Origin of the sequence: Fischerella major NIES-592 (assembly GCF_001904645.1) — a bacterium.
GTDB classification, from domain to species: Bacteria; Cyanobacteriota; Cyanobacteriia; order Cyanobacteriales; family Nostocaceae; genus Fischerella; species Fischerella thermalis.
The window spans coordinates 181,196-199,143 of sequence record NZ_MRCA01000005.1; the positions used below are offsets into that span (position 1 = coordinate 181,196).

The 17,948-nt window shown below is 41.8% G+C and carries 15 protein-coding genes and 1 pseudogene; 3 read left to right on the forward strand and 13 right to left on the reverse strand.

Features of this window, described 5'->3' with window-relative positions; translation table 11 throughout:
• Positions 1-18: 18 nt before the first annotated feature.
• The gene (locus NIES592_RS11605; RefSeq protein ID WP_062246483.1) at positions 19-576 is read right to left on the reverse strand and encodes a 5-formyltetrahydrofolate cyclo-ligase; all 558 of its coding nucleotides are present in this window, start codon (positions 574-576) and stop codon (positions 19-21) included.
• Positions 577-606: 30 nt separating this feature from the next.
• Between NIES592_RS11605 and NIES592_RS25110 the strand changes: the two genes are divergently transcribed.
• Positions 607-783 carry a hypothetical protein gene (locus tag NIES592_RS25110; RefSeq protein ID WP_178379529.1) on the forward strand — a complete coding sequence of 59 codons (177 nt, stop codon included), beginning with the start codon at positions 607-609 and terminating at the stop codon, positions 781-783.
• An 87-nt stretch (positions 784-870) separates the two neighbouring features.
• On the opposite strand, the gene NIES592_RS11610 is transcribed toward NIES592_RS25110, so the two are convergent.
• The 4 genes from NIES592_RS11610 to NIES592_RS11630 all read right to left on the reverse strand — a co-directional run bounded on the left by NIES592_RS11610 (position 871) and on the right by NIES592_RS11630 (position 5,584).
• Positions 871-1,815, reverse strand: a complete 945-nt coding sequence (locus tag NIES592_RS11610; RefSeq protein WP_062246485.1) for a GDP-L-fucose synthase family protein — start codon at positions 1,813-1,815, stop codon at positions 871-873.
• Positions 1,816-1,837: 22 nt separating this feature from the next.
• Positions 1,838-2,917 (reverse strand): GDP-mannose 4,6-dehydratase, encoded by a 1,080-nt coding sequence (gmd, locus tag NIES592_RS11615; protein ID WP_073555803.1) that lies wholly within the window; start codon positions 2,915-2,917, stop codon positions 1,838-1,840.
• Positions 2,918-3,504: 587 nt separating this feature from the next.
• Entirely contained in the window at positions 3,505-4,338 is an 834-nt protein-coding gene (locus NIES592_RS11625; protein ID WP_071846739.1) for a sugar transferase, read from the reverse strand.
• A gap of 94 nt (positions 4,339-4,432) precedes the next feature.
• Complete coding sequence (locus tag NIES592_RS11630; protein ID WP_062246491.1) at positions 4,433-5,584, reverse strand: glycosyltransferase; 1,152 nt, start codon at positions 5,582-5,584, stop codon at positions 4,433-4,435.
• A 243-nt stretch (positions 5,585-5,827) separates the two neighbouring features.
• Between NIES592_RS11630 and NIES592_RS11635 the strand changes: the two genes are divergently transcribed.
• Positions 5,828-6,763 carry an NAD-dependent epimerase/dehydratase family protein gene (locus NIES592_RS11635; protein ID WP_073555804.1) on the forward strand — a complete coding sequence of 312 codons (936 nt, stop codon included), beginning with the start codon at positions 5,828-5,830 and terminating at the stop codon, positions 6,761-6,763.
• Here NIES592_RS11635 and NIES592_RS11640 read toward each other — a convergent pair.
• The 3 genes from NIES592_RS11640 to NIES592_RS11650 form a co-directional block, all read right to left on the reverse strand.
• Positions 6,691-6,924 (reverse strand): hypothetical protein, encoded by a 234-nt coding sequence (locus NIES592_RS11640; RefSeq protein WP_073555805.1) that lies wholly within the window; start codon positions 6,922-6,924, stop codon positions 6,691-6,693. The two genes, NIES592_RS11635 and NIES592_RS11640, sit on opposite strands and share 73 nt — an antisense overlap.
• A 238-nt stretch (positions 6,925-7,162) precedes the next feature.
• The gene (locus tag NIES592_RS11645) at positions 7,163-8,521 is read right to left on the reverse strand and encodes an ABC transporter ATP-binding protein (protein ID WP_062246495.1); all 1,359 of its coding nucleotides are present in this window, start codon (positions 8,519-8,521) and stop codon (positions 7,163-7,165) included.
• Between the two features lie 313 nt (positions 8,522-8,834).
• Positions 8,835-10,568: an ABC transporter permease gene (locus NIES592_RS11650; protein WP_073555806.1), complete on the reverse strand. Its 1,734-nt coding sequence runs from the start codon at positions 10,566-10,568 to the stop codon at positions 8,835-8,837.
• Between the two features lie 81 nt (positions 10,569-10,649).
• On the opposite strand from NIES592_RS11650, the pseudogene NIES592_RS26255 reads away from it, so the two are divergent.
• A pseudogene (locus NIES592_RS26255) lies at positions 10,650-10,734 on the forward strand (IS5/IS1182 family transposase); the annotation flags it as partial.
• A gap of 152 nt (positions 10,735-10,886) precedes the next feature.
• Here NIES592_RS26255 and prfC read toward each other — a convergent pair.
• From prfC to purF, 5 genes are all read right to left on the reverse strand, one after another.
• Entirely contained in the window at positions 10,887-12,509 is a 1,623-nt protein-coding gene (gene prfC, locus NIES592_RS11655) for a peptide chain release factor 3 (protein ID WP_073555807.1), read from the reverse strand.
• Between the two features lie 236 nt (positions 12,510-12,745).
• Positions 12,746-14,050: a CmpA/NrtA family ABC transporter substrate-binding protein gene (locus NIES592_RS11660; RefSeq protein ID WP_073555808.1), complete on the reverse strand. Its 1,305-nt coding sequence runs from the start codon at positions 14,048-14,050 to the stop codon at positions 12,746-12,748.
• A gap of 188 nt (positions 14,051-14,238) precedes the next feature.
• Positions 14,239-15,045, reverse strand: coding sequence for an ABC transporter ATP-binding protein (locus NIES592_RS11665; RefSeq protein WP_062246503.1), 807 nt, complete (start codon positions 15,043-15,045; stop codon positions 14,239-14,241).
• A gap of 136 nt (positions 15,046-15,181) precedes the next feature.
• Positions 15,182-15,979 (reverse strand): nitrate ABC transporter permease, encoded by a 798-nt coding sequence (gene ntrB / locus NIES592_RS11670; protein WP_073555809.1) that lies wholly within the window; start codon positions 15,977-15,979, stop codon positions 15,182-15,184.
• 337 nt (positions 15,980-16,316) lie between these two features.
• Positions 16,317-17,819, reverse strand: a complete 1,503-nt coding sequence (gene purF, locus NIES592_RS11675) for an amidophosphoribosyltransferase (RefSeq protein WP_073555810.1) — start codon at positions 17,817-17,819, stop codon at positions 16,317-16,319.
• Positions 17,820-17,948 lie beyond the last annotated feature (129 nt).

Sequence of the window (17,948 nt, forward strand, 5' to 3'; positions counted from 1 at the left end):
ACAACTAACCACTAACCACTAACAACCAACAACTAACTTTGTTTCTGTACAAACAGCATGTAAAGGTTTGTCCCACGAGTCTATTGGTAATTCGGGTAAATAAGCAAAATCAAAGACAATGCCAATAGCAGATTTATTTGCCCACTCAGGTGCAGCAAGCAAGCGATCGTAATATCCCCCACCGTAGCCCAAGCGATAGCCTTGTTGGTTACAGGCAACACAAGGTACAAGGATTAAATCTACTTGCTCATAGCTTATAATTGGAGCGTTTGCATAAGGTTCCGGAATGCCATAACACCCAATTTCTACTGCCTCATTGGGTGTCCATTGATGCCAGAATAAGGAATCACCCACACAGCGAGGCATTCCCCATATTTTGGTAGGGGTATTTTCCCATAAGGGACTTAAATCAGGTTCTTGACGAAAGCTGAAATAAGCAAGTACTGTTTTTGCCTGGGTAAACTGTGGTGAACTTAAAAGGTTAGTGCAAATGCGATCGCTTTTTTGTTTCCATTGTGCGACTGACATTGATTCACGTTGTTTAAGAAGCGATCGGCGTAACTGTGTTTTATCCATTAAATAATTTACGCCTGATGTGAATTGAATATGGAGACGCAATATTCCTTGCGCCTGGTAAAAAACGTTTTTTTAGAAATCGACCACCGATACACACCGATAAACACAGATGGATCTTTCATGGGTGGTTGGGTGGTCATTGGTTTGTTGAGTATTTCCCATGATCTATTAGCGCCTTTGTTAATTCACATTAGACGTAATTTATAAAAAATAACCACAAAGACACCAAGGCAAAATTCTTTGTGTCTTAGTGTCTTGGTGGTTCTATTATGCTTAATTCAACTCAGACTGAACTTACGCAGCGTTTTGACGCCACCATTCAATGGTATTTTTCAACCCTTGCTTGAAATCCACCTGAGCAGCAAAACCAAAGGTTTGTTTTGCCCTTTCGATATCTAAACAACGGCGGGGTTGACCGTTAGGTTTGTCGGTTTCCCAAACAATTTCACCTTCGTACCCCATCAATTCACAAATTAAGTTAATCAAGTCACGAATGGAGATTTCGTAACCAGTTCCCAGGTTCACGGGTTCTGGGTCGTTATAGTATTGCGTACCCATGACAATACCCCGCGCTGCATCTTCTGAATAGAGAAACTCGCGGGTAGGACTACCGTCACCCCAAACAGGGATTTGCTTTTCTCCCTTAATTTGGGCTTCGTAAACTTTGCGAATTAAAGCTGGGATAACATGGGAACTTCTGGGATCAAAGTTATCTTCTGGACCGTACAAATTCACTGGCAAAAGATAAATGCCGTTAAAGCCATACTGTTGGCGATAAGCTTGCAGTTGGACTAAAAGGGCTTTTTTGGCTATGCCGTAGGGAGCATTAGTTTCCTCTGGGTAGCCATTCCATAGGTCATCCTCTTTGAATGGCACTGGGGTAAATTTGGGATAGGCGCAAATAGTACCCACACAAACGAATTTTTCTACACCAGCTTGATAGGCAGCATGAATTAGCTGGGTTCCCATCATCAAGTTGTCGTAAAATAACTCGGCGGGTTTTTCTCGATTGAGACCAATACCGCCGACATGGGCTGCTAAGTGAATGACAATATCTTGTTGATCAACTGCACGCTGGCAGTTTTCCATCAGGCGTAAATCACAATCACGCGATCGCGGTAATGTAATTTTTTCTGGGTTGGCTCCAGCTTTGTATAACTGGTTGACTACCTGACGTCCCAGAAAACCAGTACCTCCAGTTACAAGAATGCGTTTATCTTTGAGTTCCAAGGCATTCATCTTTTGTCCTCGTGGATCTTGTTCACAGATGCAGCACCCCTACTTCTTGACGAATCATGGCATTATCCATAATTGCGTTTGCTAATTTCGCGTTGGGAGAAGTCAAACCTAAAGCTTGTAAGTCTGCTTCCACCATTAACGAAACTAGTTCCTCAAATGTTACTGAAGGCTTCCAGCCCAATTTTTGTTGCGCTTTTGTCGGATCACCTATCAACAAATCTACTTCTGCTGGACGGAGATAGCGTGGGTCAAATTCCACATAATCTTGCCAATTGAGATTTACATAACCAAACGCCAGTTCTAGGAACTCTCGGACTGTATGGGTTTCCCCAGTGGCAATTACATAGTCGTCAGGTTCGTCTTGCTGCAACATCATCCACATTGCTTTGACGTAATCTTTGGCATAACCCCAATCCCGCTTGGCATCCAGATTACCCATATATAGTTTTTTCTGTCTACCAGCAAAAATGCGGGCCACTGCCATCGTTATTTTACGTGTGACAAAGGTTTCACCCCGTCTAGGTGATTCATGATTAAACAGAATACCGTTACACGCGAATAAGCCGTAAGATTCCCGGTAGTTTACCGTTTGCCAGTGGGCATAAACCTTAGCACAGGCATAGGGACTGCGGGGATAAAAAGGCGTAGTTTCCTTTTGGGGTACTTCTTGTACCAAACCAAACATTTCTGAAGAGCCAGCCTGGTAGAAGCGCACCTGAATACCTGTACGGCCTTGATAGTCGCGGATTGCTTCTAAAAGACGCAGTGTTCCCATTCCCACTGCATCAACTGTATACTCTGGTGCATCAAAGCTGACCCTTACATGGGATTGAGCGCCCAAATTGTAAATTTCTGTTGGCTGGACTTCTTCTAAGATGCGGCGCAGTGTAGTACCGTCTGTTAGATCCCCATAGTGAAGAAATAACCGCACTCCCTCTTTATGAGGGTCTTCATAAATATGATCAATGCGGTCTGTGTTGAAGGTGGAAGTCCGGCGAATAATGCCATGAACTTCGTAACCTTGTTCAAGTAAAAATTCACTTAGGTAGGAACCATCTTGACCGGTAATACCAGTAATCAACGCTCGCTTTTGTTGCGTCATGCTCAATTATCCCTTGTCGTTTCTGATGATTATTGATACAGGCGACCTGGTACAACTTAGCAATAATTTGCTTAATTGCCCAATGGGAAACCTACGAGTTTCCTTGCTTCTATGTTAGTTAACCTCAGTAAATATGCTGATTTTAAATCATTTTCAGGTACTTTTGTAATCAAAACAGATAAATTTGTTGATACTGTCTATTTTTTTTAACCTTTTACTAAAAGTTTATATATTTTTTGAATTGCAAAGAATTTATAAAGCTTAAATAATAGAGATAATTTTAAGTGACAACTACATTGATTTTTTGACTAAATATTTTTTGCTAATTGATTATAATTGATTATAAATATAAACTATCCTACTTTTAAATACAATTTCTCTATCATACCAAATTGTAACAGTTAGCATTGTTTTAAATTCCACGAATAGTCCTTTAGCAAAGAATCCCAATCTAAAATCCATCTTCAAAAGCTTTAGCAGAGGTTTCATCTGCTCAAACTTTTTGCAAAATCCAAAATTGGTATGAATCATCTATATTTTGCATTTGGGGCATTAACTGCCCCACAAAATCAGGGTGTGCTAATTTTTCAGTAAGCTCCGTTATCTTTAGGCATGATTACCACACGAATCGTTTTCAAAACTATCCATAGATCGAGCCAAAAGTTCCTAAATTTTACATAATGCAGGTCTATTTGGACTCGTCGAGGGTAAGGAATGTCATTGCGACCAGAGACTTGCCATAATCCAGTTATTCCAGGTCGGATAGTTAAAATCTGATCAATGTAATAACCGTATTTTGGTAATTCTTCCGCAACTAATGGTCGTGGACCGACAACACTCATATCCCCTTTGAGAACGTTCCAAAATTGAGGAAATTCGTCCAGACTGGTAATTCGTAAAAATTTACCGATCCTTGTAATTCGGGGATCGTGTTTGAGCTTGAAATTGTTTTCAAACTCTTGCCGCAACTCTGGCGATGTATCCATCATTTGCATAAGCATTTCGTCAGCATTCGTCACCATTGTGCGGAATTTTATACAATTGAAAGGCTTGTAGTTTTTACCAACCCGTTCTTGAACATAAAAAATGGGACCTTCCGAGCTTAAAGCAATCAACAAGGCCAAAACTAAATAAACGGGAGAAAACAAAATTAATACAGAAAGCGAAAAGACAATATCAAATAGTCGTTTAGCAAACTCTCCGTTGAGAACCTGAAAAGACAGACCTCTAGGCTTTATTCTAGGCGTCTTTGCTGGTTGACCGCGTTTTAAGAACGTACGCGATCGCCCAATCAACGTTAATCTGGCTTCACCAGATGGTGAACGTCTTTCAGGCAAAGAGGGGCTGTCTGTGAAAGAACGCCCCGTCCCGGATGCGCTACGTGAGCGCTTGCCGGAGAGGAGTGAGCTCTGGGCAGTCATCATACTCCTTAATAATCCACACCACACATAGTCCCAATCTTAAAGCTAAACGCAGGTGCTTCTGGGAGCAATTTTCCAAAAGCTTCTGCAAAAATCAGACCTCACATACACTTGAAGAATTTTTTTCGATGCACGTCTGTAAAAATTCTAAGTAACGTTGGGCAAATATTTGACTTTTAAATTGCTCGGCGTGTGATCGAACATATTCGGGAATAAATTTGCTGTAAGAGGCTTCTAAAGTTTCTATAGCTCCGATTAAGGACGCTTCTTTTTGTTCCTCAAACAATATACCCGTTCCTGTTTCTCCCCAGGTGCGGATATCCCTTACCGTTTCTTTAGCGCCACCAGCGTCATAGGCAATTACTGGTGTACCACAAGCTTGTGCTTCTACTAAGGCAATGCCAAAATCTTCACAAGCTGCATATACAAAACCTTTAGCATGAGCCATATATTGTTTGACAACCTCATCAGGTTGCCACCCAAGAATTTGTATATTTGGATTTGCTATTTTACGAATTTTTTTCATTTCTGGACCTGTGCCTATTACTACTAATTTTTTTTGCATTTGGTTAAAAGCGCTGACAATTAGAGATACTTGTTTGTAACTAACTAATCGGGAAACAGTTAAATAGAAGTCTTGTTTGTCAGGAGAAAAAGAAAATTTTTCAATATTCACAGGTGGATAAATAACAGTTGCTTCCCGTCGGTAGCAACGCCAAATGCGACGAGCTGTATGGTAAGAATTAGCAATAAAATAATCAACACGATTTGCACTTAGCACGTCCCACATGCGTAATTGATGTAATAAATATCGCGTCATCCAACCGGGTAAACCGTTACCAAGTTTGCTTTGACGCAGATAATCAAACGTTAAGTCCCAAGCGTAGCGCATGGGACTGTGGCAGTAGCAAATATGTAACTGTTCAGGAGAAGTTAGAACTCCTTTAGCAACAGCATGGGATGAAGAAAGAACAACATCATACTCACGTAAATCGAGTTGTTCAATTGCTAAAGGCAAAAAAGGTAGGTATTTTTGTATACCTTTTTCGGCAAAGGGGAAGTGTTGGAGAAACGTCGTGCCAATTTGACGTTTATATAAATAACTTTCTGGGTTACGAGATTCAAAATCGATGAGGGCATATAAGTCCGCATCAATGTAGTTCAGAATTTCCCGCACAACTAGTTCTGAACCGCCAGTGGCTTTAGGTGTTAGCCACTCATGCACCAAAGCATATTTCAAGGGCACAGCTAACTTTAATTAGTAGGTAGAAAACGACACACGCAAATTATGAGGTTAACTGAAAAGTTTCCCGTTGTCATTGAAAATGGGAAATGCCCCATATCCAATCAAGGACGTTATCTTCTCAAAATAGGTTCCACAAGCTGATAATCTCAGATTAGGGATTGGGGATTAGGGAGAAGACAAAGGGGAAGTGTCCGACCTGTCCCTAGCCCCCAAAATGACAACTGACAGAAAAATTGGGGATTTATGCGAATTCTAATTGTGGGTGGTACTCGATTCATTGGCGTCTACCTAACTCAACTGCTGGTACAGCAGGGACACGAGGTAGTACTTTTCAATCGTGGGAATCGTCCGCTACCAGTTGAGGGTATAGGACAAATTACAGGCGATCGCACTGACGCCACCCAATTAAAAGAAAGACTTTCTAAAGAGAATTTTGATGCCATTTTTGACAATAACGGACGGGAACTTACTGATACTCAACCACTTGCAGAAATTTTTCAAGACCGCGTGCAAAATTTTATCTACATGAGTTCTGCTGGAGTATACCTCAAATCAGACCAAATGCCTCATATTGAAGGTGATGCAGTTGATCCGAAAAGTCGCCACAAGGGTAAGCATGAAACAGAAGCTTACCTAATACAACAAGGAATTCCCTTTACCTCTATTCGTCCCACTTACATTTATGGGCCAAAGAACTATAACGATTTGGAAGCTTGGTTTTTTGATAGAATTGTGCGCGATCGCCCGATTCCCATCCCTGGAAATGGCTTACACATCACCCAGCTAGGCCATGTCAAAGACTTAGCAACGGCAATGACCAAAGTTTTGGGCAATTCTCGAGCACTCAGACAAATTTATAATGTTTCAGGCGATCGCTTTGTCACTTTTGATGGTTTAGCGCGTGCTTGTGCTGTAGCGGCTGGTAAATCGCCCGATGAAATCAAAATCGTCCATTACGACCCGAAAAAGTTTGATTTCGGCAAGCGTAAAGCTTTTCCTTTAAGAACACAGCACTTTTTTGCTTCAGTAAATAAAGCCATGACAGAATTAGATTGGCAACCTGAGTATGATCTAATTTCTGGGCTGCAAGACTCCTTCGGAAATGATTATTTGGTGTCAGGACGGCACAAGGCAGAAATTGATTTTTCTGTGGATGAGGAAATTTTGCAAACTATATAGTTCATAGCTTTCGTTCGAGGGGTGCGATCGCGTTGTTCTTCTAAAATCTTCTTCATTTCCTCAGCTTTCTTTTGTCCCCTGGCTGTCAGCTTTTTCTGAGCGCGTTTGTGCAAATGTGGTGTTAATTCTCCCACGTCACCTATTACTTTGGGCGATCGCATCTGGGAGCAATTAGCTGTTTAGCCACAACTATCTCTGTTGCGGGTACGGCTTTTGGGCGAGTGTTATTTGCTACAATATTTGATAATTTTGGTAGTTATGCGCCAATTCTGGGCTTTTCTTTGATATTGCCAAGTGCGATCGCTTTAACTGGATTTTGGGTTGAGATCGCACAGAAAACAAGCTCGTCCACCTAAAATAAAGATGAGTAGATGACAATTTTTTGATCGATAAACTCTCCTATTCTCTAGTTTCTGCCAATGTCGGCTCTGGCAAATAAAGTCGTTCTTCCCTAGCATCATACTCAAATAATTCTGCGTAGCGTCCCCAATCAACGGCGGTAGCAAATTGTCGTTCTGCTTCTTCAGGAGGAAAATGTTCATCCAGCAAATCCATAAAAAAATCTGCCCGCATTGAACCAATGCGTTTTTCCCGTAGTGTCTGTACCATACTGGCTAACATAGGTACATTTTGCAACACTTGCTGCCGGAATAGATCCTTACTTCGCAAAATGGTAGTGGTGGCAAAGTCACGCCCAATATCAGTGAGTTGGACATCACCTTGGGTTACTTTTGCAAAGCCCAACAACACCGCAGCATCGAGAATTGGTAAAAGGTCATCTACTGCCAGTTGTATCCGTTCTGCTAACTTAAAAATATCTTCCCTGCTATCTGGTTGTTCGACAATTAATTCTAAAAGACCACTAATGCCACCAACTCGCACATGAGGTAATAATTGGGCATAGGGCGATTGAGGTTTTTGAGTTGGGGCTTCAGTTTTGGCTACTGTAACTTCTCCAGTGACTTCGGCTTCTGGGTTAGTCATCACCGTATATATATAGTCTACTAAAGCTTGGAATCGAGGGTGTGTGCGATCGTGGGGGCGGGGTAAATCAATCACGACTTCACCACGAACACGTCCGGGATTTGCCCCCAAAATAATCACCCGATCTGCTAAAAATACTGCCTCCTCAATATTATGGGTGACAATTAATATACTTTTAGAAGGGAAACTACCTGCATTCCACAGGTCGTCAATCTCACCCCGCAAGTTCTCAGCTGTCAGCACATCCAAGGCACTAAATGGTTCATCCATAAATAATACTTGCGGTTCAATCACAAATGCCCGCGCAAAACCAACTCGCTGTTTCATTCCCCCAGATAATTCCTTGGGATAGGCACTTTCAAAACCATCTAAACCTACCAAGTCAATGGCTTTCAAGGCGCGTTGTCGTCGGGCTTCTCGACTCACTCCTTGGGCTTCTAGTCCCAGTTCAACGTTTTCCTGTACTGTTAGCCAAGGTAGTAGGGCAAAGCTTTGAAAAACCATTGCCACATCTTTGTTAGCACCACGTAAAGGTTTGCCATTACTAATGACTTGCCCTTCACTGGGTGGAATTAAACCTGCCATAATCCGCAGGAGGGTACTTTTACCACTACCACTACGTCCTAGTAGAGCGACGACTTCACCTGCATTGACTCTGACGTTAATCTGACGCAGAACTGTAAACTCGCCCTTACCATCAGGAAGGGGAAAACTTTTGTTTACCTGTTCAACAGCGATGAGTGTCGGCCCTGTAGTTAATGTTGTTTTTATCATAATTACACTGCTTGTTGCTCAAGTTTACTATTGAAGGCATAAATCTGGTATTCTTGACAAAAAATATTATTTTATACAAAAATATATTTAACGCATAATTGATTTTTTCCTATAAATGGTATTTGGTTCCTGCCAGATGATGCAACCAGAATTAAATAAAATGTACTACTGAACGTCAAAATATCAACCTACATTTTTCCTCAAAGTGATAGAACTAATATTTGATGTTTTCTATTGCTTATTGCCTGTTCCCTACCTCTACGAGTTGTTCATGAATCAAATCGGATTCCTATAGACAATATTTATTTTGCTTCTATAAATGGTATTTTGTTTCTGCTAAGTGATACAATCGTCGCCAGAATAAGCGATTAAAACCAACCACATATAAACTCATCATCCCAATGCCCAAGGTGATGCGAGGCCAGTCACCTGCTTCAGTTGCTTGGGCAATGTATGCTCCTAACCCTGTTGCTGTTAAGGTGGTTTGTCCCCAACTAACAATCTCAGAGACAATGCTGGCGTTCCAAGCTCCGCCACTAGCAGTTATACCACCTGTCACCCAAGAAGAGAAAATGCCGGGGATAATTAATTTCTGCCATAATTTCCAGCCATGTAAGCCTACATCTTTTGCCATTTCCCGCAAATCCGTAGGTATGCTCATAGCTCCAGCGATGGAATTAAAGAGAATGTACCATTGTGCGCCTAGAGACATCAACAAAATACTACCGAAATCAATGCTGATGTTGGCACGAATGAAGAACAGGGTGGCAAAGGGAAAGATAAAGTTGGCGGGAAATGATGCCAAAAACTGCACTACAGGCTGTAATAGACGTGCTAATTTGGGGTTAAAGCCGATCGCTACACCAATGGGTGTCCAGATAACTGTGGCAATTACCAGTAATACCGACACTCGCACCAAGGTAAGTAATCCTAGCAAAAAGGCTTTAATGACTTCAGCTAAACCTACTGTGGTAAGAATAAAGTGCAACCCGGTAATCACAAGTGCGCCAATTACTATTAATAAGACAAAGTTGTAGAGGCGATCGCTCAATACTTGCTCATTTTCATCTACATTCTGGATGGGACGCGGTGGAGTCAAAGATGACAGTAGACGGTTAATCGCTTCACCCAATGGTGTCAACGCCTGAGCCATTAAACTGGGAAGTCGAGCAGTTTTGATTAAATCCAAAAGCCAAGACTCTGGCGCTTGGGCGGCTGCACTCGTCTCTAAGCGAAACTTATCTGACCAAGCAATCAACGGTCGCCAGAACAGCTGATCTACTAATAAAATTACTATACCAATGGTTAGTAATGCCCAACCTAAAGCGGGTAAGTCTTCCTTGGCAATAGCAGCTGCCACATAAGAACCCAGTCCCGGCAAGGTATAATCTCGGTTCAAGACGCTGATAGCTTCACTCGCTGCGACAAAAAACCAGCCGCCGCCAAAACTCATCATGGCGTTCCACAGCAATCCAATCATTGCTGAAGGTACTTCTAATTTGGTGAATCTTTGCCATCCTGATAAGCGATAAAGTCTTGCGGCTTCATCTAGTTCTGGTGGTACTGTTCTTAGGGATTGGTAAAATGAAAAGGTCATATTCCAGACTTGGCTGGTAAAAATCGCAAAAATCGAAGCGGCTTCTAATCCTAATAAACTACCAGGAAATAGAGCGATAAAACCTGTCACCGTAATTGATAAAAAGCCCAAGACGGGAACTGATTGTAAAATATCTAATAAAGGAATTAATACTTGCTCTGCTCGCCGATTTTTTGACGCAATGTAGCCATAGATTAAAGTAAACAAAGTTGAGAAAAATAGGGCTATAAACATTCTTAAGGTTGAACGCCCTGCATAGTATGGCAAATTCACTGGATCTAAGCTGACACTGGGTACAACATCTGGTGGTACAAAACTGATCAGTGTGTCTGCACCAACGCGGGCAATGAGTCCTAATAATACTAATGTACCGAGAATTAAAGCAACGTCAGCTAAACCAAACGGTAAGCGTCGCAAAGCTTCTGGTGAGGGAAAAGTCCGTCTTAGCATAATAGTTAGTACCTCTGTGGAACTGGGGTTGATAATTTTGGTATATATGCTCAATTCTGGAGTTTTCCATGATATTACCATTGGCAACAAATGCACGACCAAGTTCGATCAGTCTACCGTTGCGATTGCGGATTCTCAATCTGTCAAGACAACGGAAAAAAAGGGGATTATGGTTAGGCGATTAGCTGCTTAATATTTACTTTAGGAATCACCTCTAAGTTGCATATCTCCCTCAATGGTTTTCTCTAATTGGTGGTCTTCAGAGATACTCTGCGTACCTCCGCGTTCACCTTGGCGTACCTCTGCGTTTAATAACCCCTATTTCTCACCTGTAGGCGGTAAAGCAATTGGGCTTAACTCCAACTCTGGATGTTCTCCCATAATTTGATCTAAATTCCACTGATTTTTAAACAACAATACCGGACGTTCCCAACGGTCTTTCACCACAAAGGTATTAAACAAACGCCCCACCTTTTCCAGTACAGCCCAGCCTCCCGTAACCCATCGCGCCACTGAATAAGGTAGAGTCTCTAAATAAGTCTCCACACCATACTCATTCACTAGACGAAACTGCACCACTTCAAATTGAAGTTGCCCAACAGCAGCTAAAATTGGGTTGCGTTTGCTCTCATCAGTGGAGTGCAAAATTTGTACTGCGCCCTCTTCTTGAAGTTCTGTAACCCCTTTGTTGAAATTCTTGTATTTAGTGGGATCTGCATTTTTCAGGTAAGCAAATAACTCTGGGGAGAAAGAAGGAATATTAGGATAGACCAACTTTTCACCTATGTACACAGTATCCCCGATCGCAAATGTCCCCGGATTATTTAATCCAACTACATCCCCTGCATAAGCAACTTCCACCGTATCCCGTTCTTGAGCAAACAATTTCTGGGGATGGGATAGCCGAATTGTTTTACCTGTACGAGCATGGTTCACCACCATGTCTTTTTCAAACTTACCAGAACAGACTCGTAAAAAAGCAATGCGATCGCGGTGTTTCGGGTCCATGTTGGCTTGCAACTTGAACACAAACCCAGAAAATTCTGGATAAGTTGGTGCAATTAGACCCTTATTACTTTCATGGGGAGTTGGCTTGAGTCCGTATTCCAAAAATGACTCTAGAAACAACTCCACACCAAAGTTGTTCATAGCACTGCCAAAAAACACTGGGGTCATCTTACCTTGATGCACTGCTTCTAAATCGAAGGTTGCACCTACCCCATCAAGAATTTCTATATCTTCTTTGAGTTGGTAGTATAACTCTGGCTCTAAAAGTGACTCAATCCTCGGATCTCCCAAAGAAATAGTAGTATCTGTAGCTTTTTTGCTACCATGAGCGGCTGTCTTTTGAAATAAGTGGATTTGCTGATGGCGACGGTCAAAAACACCTCGAAATTGGTCGCCTGTACCAATCGGCCAATTGATGACATAAGTTGCCAGCCCTAGCTCTCGCTCAATTTCATCAATTAGTTCTAAAGGCGACATACTGGGACGATCCAGTTTGTTAATAAAGGTAAAAATAGGCAAAGAACGCAATCGGCAAACTTCAAATAGCTTGCGAGTCTGTGTTTCTAATCCCTTCGCCGCATCGATGAGCATGACTGCATTATCCGCAGCCGCCAGCGTCCGGTAAGTATCTTCACTGAAGTCTTGGTGTCCTGGTGTATCTAAAAGATTGAGGAGAAACCCTTGGTACTCAAATTGTAAGACTGTTGAGGTAATAGATATACCCCGTTGTTGCTCCATTGCCATCCAATCTGAGGTAGCGTGCCGTTGGGCGCGACGAGCTTTTACAGAACCAGCTTGCTGAATTGCGCCTCCGTAGAGTAGCAGCTTTTCAGTGAGTGTAGTTTTACCTGCGTCTGGGTGAGAGATGATGGCAAAGTTACGCCGACGTTCGATTTCTTGCGGGGCGATTGCATCCCGTAATTCTGTTTGCATAAGTCTAAAATCTTGAGAATTGCTCTATTAATCAACTTTGACTATGTAGCGAGAATACATCTATGTGTATAAAGTTAGACAGCAATTAGTAGAGCAATTCTATGGTGGGCACTGATTGCCAATTTTTAGGTTGACGGAATAAATTTTTTTTAGGCGACAGTGGCTCACGGCTCAAAGATAGAAACTTGTTGCAAGGTCTTCTCCTGATTATATACCAGATTGTACTCACGTTAGTCTTAAAATCTTTGTTGGATTGTTGGTGCATTCAGATATACTTGGGGATTGTCTGGATCGAACTCTAAACCATTAAAGAATTTTTCTATTCCTCGTGATGTACTTGCTGGAATCGCTGCTGCTTGACCGATAAATTTAGCTGTTTCCCGCCATAAATCCTCCCGGTTGACAGCATTGATCAGAGGTTTGGTTTCAAAGTCTGGTGAACGGTTTCCCCAACGCATATCCTCGATTAAAAACCATAAATCATGGCTCTTGTAGGGGTAAGATGCGTTTTCTTGCCAAAACTTGATCCTGTGGGGACTATTTTCAACAACACGTCCATTCCCATAATCAAATTTGCCTATCAACCGATCGCGAATAACATCACTACTTATTCCTATCCACTCTCGTTTGGAGAGAATCTGAAACATCTCTTCTTTATTTTCAGGGCGATCGCACCACATTTGCGCCTCCATCACAGCAGCTAAGAGTGCTTTTGCTGCTTTGGGATGTTTATCTACCCAGTCAGCACGCATAGCAAAGGCTTTTTCTGGATGATTGTTCCACAATTCCCCACTGGTTAATGTAGAATAACCTATTCCTTGTTTTACTAGGCGCTGATGCCAAGGATCTACCACACAAAAAGCTTCCATTGTACCACCACGCATATTAGCAACCATTTGCGGAGGTGGTACAACAATAATCGAAACATCCTTATCAGGATCAATACCACCGTACGCCAGCCACCAACGCATAAAAAAGTCCCCAGTCACCCGCCGAAAGGGAACCGCACAGCGCATTGTATCTCCTTTCAAACTCTTTTGAGCAAATACTGATTTGAGAGGAGAACTATCCAAGCTCAGATTCAAGGCTTTGTAACTATTGGCAACAGAAATACCCTGTCCATTCACATTCAACCGAGCTAGGATGTACATGGGAATTTTGCGACCGTAGCTAATCTCACCAGTAGCCATAAGATAGACCATCGGGAACAGCAAATGAGCGCCGTCTACTCCTTGATCGGCTGAACCCAGCATGAGTTTATCACGTATAACTGCCCAAGAAGGTTGTTTGATAACTTGCACATCTGGCATTCCGTACTTGGCAAAAAAGCCCTTTGCTTTAGCAATAACCAAAGGACAACAGCTAGTTACAGGGATAAACCCTAGTTTTACAGATGTCACTTCTGGGGTGTCGCTGTAACCGATATGAACACTGGGAGCAGAATGGGTAGCAATCGTAGTAGAAGAACGATTAATTAAAGTGTGAGTCAAAACAGCTGCGCCACCAGCTGCAATAAATTGGCGTCTAGAAAACTTTGCCATAGAAAATTACTTTAATACTTAATATTTCAACTTAGAGAGCAAAATACCAACATTTGACATCAACACACAGCCATGAATTTATCGGTATGCATCTGTGTCCATCTGTGTTCATCTGTGTACCCTGCGGGAAGCCTATGAGCGTATCTACGATTTCTAAAACATAACTTTTATCACCGTTTTATCTAATATCAAGTATAATTTGGTACTAGATATCTGGCTTGATGTTGTTGATGTAGAAATTGCAGAAGTTCGTGACGTAGTGCAGAATAATCAGGACTATCAATCATCTGTGTGGCAATACGGGGACGAGTAAAAGGTACGTGTAAAATTTGCCCTACCGAAATACTAGCAGCAGTATTTAACATCACTACCCTATCAGAGAGTAACAATGCTTCATCAACATCATGAGTAACCATAATTGCCGTAATATGATTTTGCTCACAAATTTGCATTAACTCTATTTGTAGAGAACTGCGAGTCAGTGCATCCAAGGCTCCAAATGGCTCATCTAATAGCAACAGCTTTGGTTTAATTGCTAAAGCCCGTGCTAGTGCTACTCGTTGTTTCATTCCACCAGAAAGTTGTCTGGGTTTCTTGCGCGCTGCATCCTTTAAACCGACCATTTCCAGGTAGGTTGCAACTATGCGATGGCGTTCGGCTTTGGATTTGTGGGACATTGCTTTATCTACTGCGATCGCCACATTTTCCCAAGCTGTTAACCAAGGAAGCAGAGAATAGTTTTGGAACATCATCATGCGATCGCGTCCCGGTCGTTTGACTAATTGACCGTCAACTAATACCTGACCCCGTGAAGCTTTTTCTAAACCAGCAACGATATTCAGTAAGGTGGATTTGCCACAACCAGAATGACCAATCAGAGAAATAAATTCTCCTTGCTTAATTTCCAAGTTGACATCTGTGAGTACAGCGTGTCTGCCACCTTCCGGTGAGCGAAATTCTTTAGATAGATCCCGAATTTCTACAAAAATAGACATAGTAGCTTATATATAACTAAATTTATCTCTTAAGGCAAAAAATACACCAAATTGAAAAATGATTGCGACAGATGGAAATCTGAAACACTTATTCAATAAATGTTTAACAATCCAAAATCTAAAATCCAAAATGGTATTACTCTTGCGGAGTTACTTGAGAAGATATATATGCCATCATCCGATCAAGTATCAAACCAACTCCACCTAAATAAATAATTGCCAAGATGATTTCATCAATGTCAGAATTGTTGTAAGCATTAACAATAAAAAAGCCAAGTCCATCATCAGATAACAACATCTCAGCAGCTACTACCGCTAACCAAGATAAACCAAGGGCAACCCTTAATCCAGTAAAAATGTAGGGCATGGTTGCAGGTAGAAGAATTTTGAAAAAGCTTTCAAAAATAGAGAATTCTAATATCTTGGAAATATTCAGGTAGTCTTTGGGAATTAGCTGTACACCTAAAGCAGTGTTCAGGATAATCGGCCAAATTGCCGTAATAAAGATAACAAAGATAGCTGAGGGATTGGGCTTAAGAAAAATTGCTTGTGCTAAAGGCAACCACGCCAGAGGCGCTACAGGACGCAACCACTGAATAATCGGGTCGATCGCTTGTCTCATAAAACTATTCAAACTAATGAGAAATCCAATCGGAATTCCCACTAATGCCGCCAGTAAGTAACCAAAAACAACTCGCTTGAGACTCGCAAGGATGAGCCAAAACATACCTTTGTTATGGCTACCGTTGTTAAAAAATGGATTACGAATCAATTCCCAAGTGTGATTTACAACCTCAAAGGGAGATGGAAGTGAAGTATCAGGTCTCAGACTGAGGAAATACCAAATTGTGAGAAATACAATTATTCCACAAATGGATGGAAAAATTTGTTGAATGGGTGTTTGTAAATGCAATATTTTTTTGGCATTTAGCATTAGTAAGCACCTTTGTAAATAGATAAGAAAAAGTAAAAATATAATTCTGATATTGTGGTAATAATTGGCATTTTAGTCTTTGCTAGGCTGAACTTGGTCAATTACATACTTCACATTCATCACAACGATTTTCGGGTTGTATGGCAAAAATTTTTGCAGAAGATTAAAACAATAATCTAATCCAGATACAAAAAAACGGCAATTCTAGAATTTCATGTCGATTCATCTGATCATGATTGTCGGCTTTCATCACACTGTATCTTGCTAACCTGCGGAATATGGGTTAATCAAAAAGCACCTCAAGCTTTGAGGTGCTTTAAAGATTTTTTACCCTAATTTATGACATGACTGCTTTCTCTAAGATCAATTTAGAAGCTTTGACCTGCTCCGGTACAGTGACGGGGTAATCTCCTGTGAAACAGGCAGAACAAAAACTTTGTGGATCTTCTCCCGTCGCTAACAGCATTCCCTCCCAACTGAGATAGGCAAGGCTATCTACTTCTAGTTGCTTGGTGATTTCTGCTACTGATTTTGTCGCTGCGATTAGCTGATCTTGACTATCGGTATCGATGCCGTAAAAGCAAGGGTGAGTGACTGGCGGCGAAGAAATTCGCATATGTACTTCTGTAGCCCCGGCTTCACGCAAGGTTTTGACAAGTTTGCGGCTAGTAGTTCCTCGGACAATTGAGTCATCGACAATTATGACTCGTTTACCATTCAACACATCTTTGAGGGGGTTAAGTTTCATGCGGATGCCTGATTCGCGCATGGTTTGAGTAGGCTGAATAAATGTGCGTCCGACGTAGCGATTTTTGATCAGTCCTTCGGCATAGGAGATACCGGAGGCTTGAGAAAAGCCAATGGCAGCAGGAATCCCAGAATCAGGAACACCAATGACAATATCTGCGTCTACAATTGATTCTGTTGCTAGTTGCCGCCCTAAGCGCATCCGGTAAGTATATAAGCTTTCGTTGTGCATGACACTATCGGGACGGGCAAAGTAAATCATTTCAAAGATACACAGCTTACGTTGCTGCTGCTGACTCCAGTGGTAGGAAGCCAAACCCTCTTGTGTAATCCAGACTAATTCACCTGGTTCTACATCCCGCAGATACTCAGCACCAATAATATCTAAACCGCAAGTTTCAGAAGCAAGCACATAACGCACCGGATCGCTTCCCAAAGTACCAATTACCAGAGGACGAATACCGTTGGGATCACGAACGCCCATCAAACCAGCAGGTGTACCAATTACCAAACTAAAGGCTCCACTCAGACGACTAAAAGCTTTAATGCAGCCCTCTAGCCAATTTTGACCAGCGTCTATTTCTTGGGCGATCGCAAAAGCAATCATTTCAGAATCAGTTGTAGTCACCAAGTTACAGTTATTCTCTAGTAATTCTTGGCGTAACTGAATTGTATTGACCAAATTCCCATTATGTGCTAAAGCCAGTGTTCCTAAGCGAGTATCAACCACAGCAGGTTGGGCGTTTACTTTTCGACTCGAACCTGTGGTGGAATAGCGAGTATGACCAACTGCCATCTGGCCAGGCAAGTTGCTTAAAATTCCTTCGTTGAAGACCTGGGATACTAAACCCATGTCTTTATGCAAATGTACTTGTTCACCTTCAAAAGTAGCAATGCCAGCGGATTCTTGCCCCCGGTGTTGGAGAGCATACAAACCAAAGTAAGTAAGTTTGGCAACATCTTCTTCTGGTGCATAGATGCCAAAAACACCACAAGCTTCTTCTGGCTTATCTGGTCGAGTATCCTGATGAGTCATTGGATTATTAGTTGGTAGAGGCTGGTCATCCGCAGTGATGGGATGGGTGGGAATCATGCTAGCTTGGCTCCTGATGAGGGTGTCAAATCACTAGGATTATGTAAATGGATGGATGCAAAAATATTAATAAATGGTTAACCATCTACTAAAACAGTAGCGTAATTATTATTTTCGCGGAAGCTAATC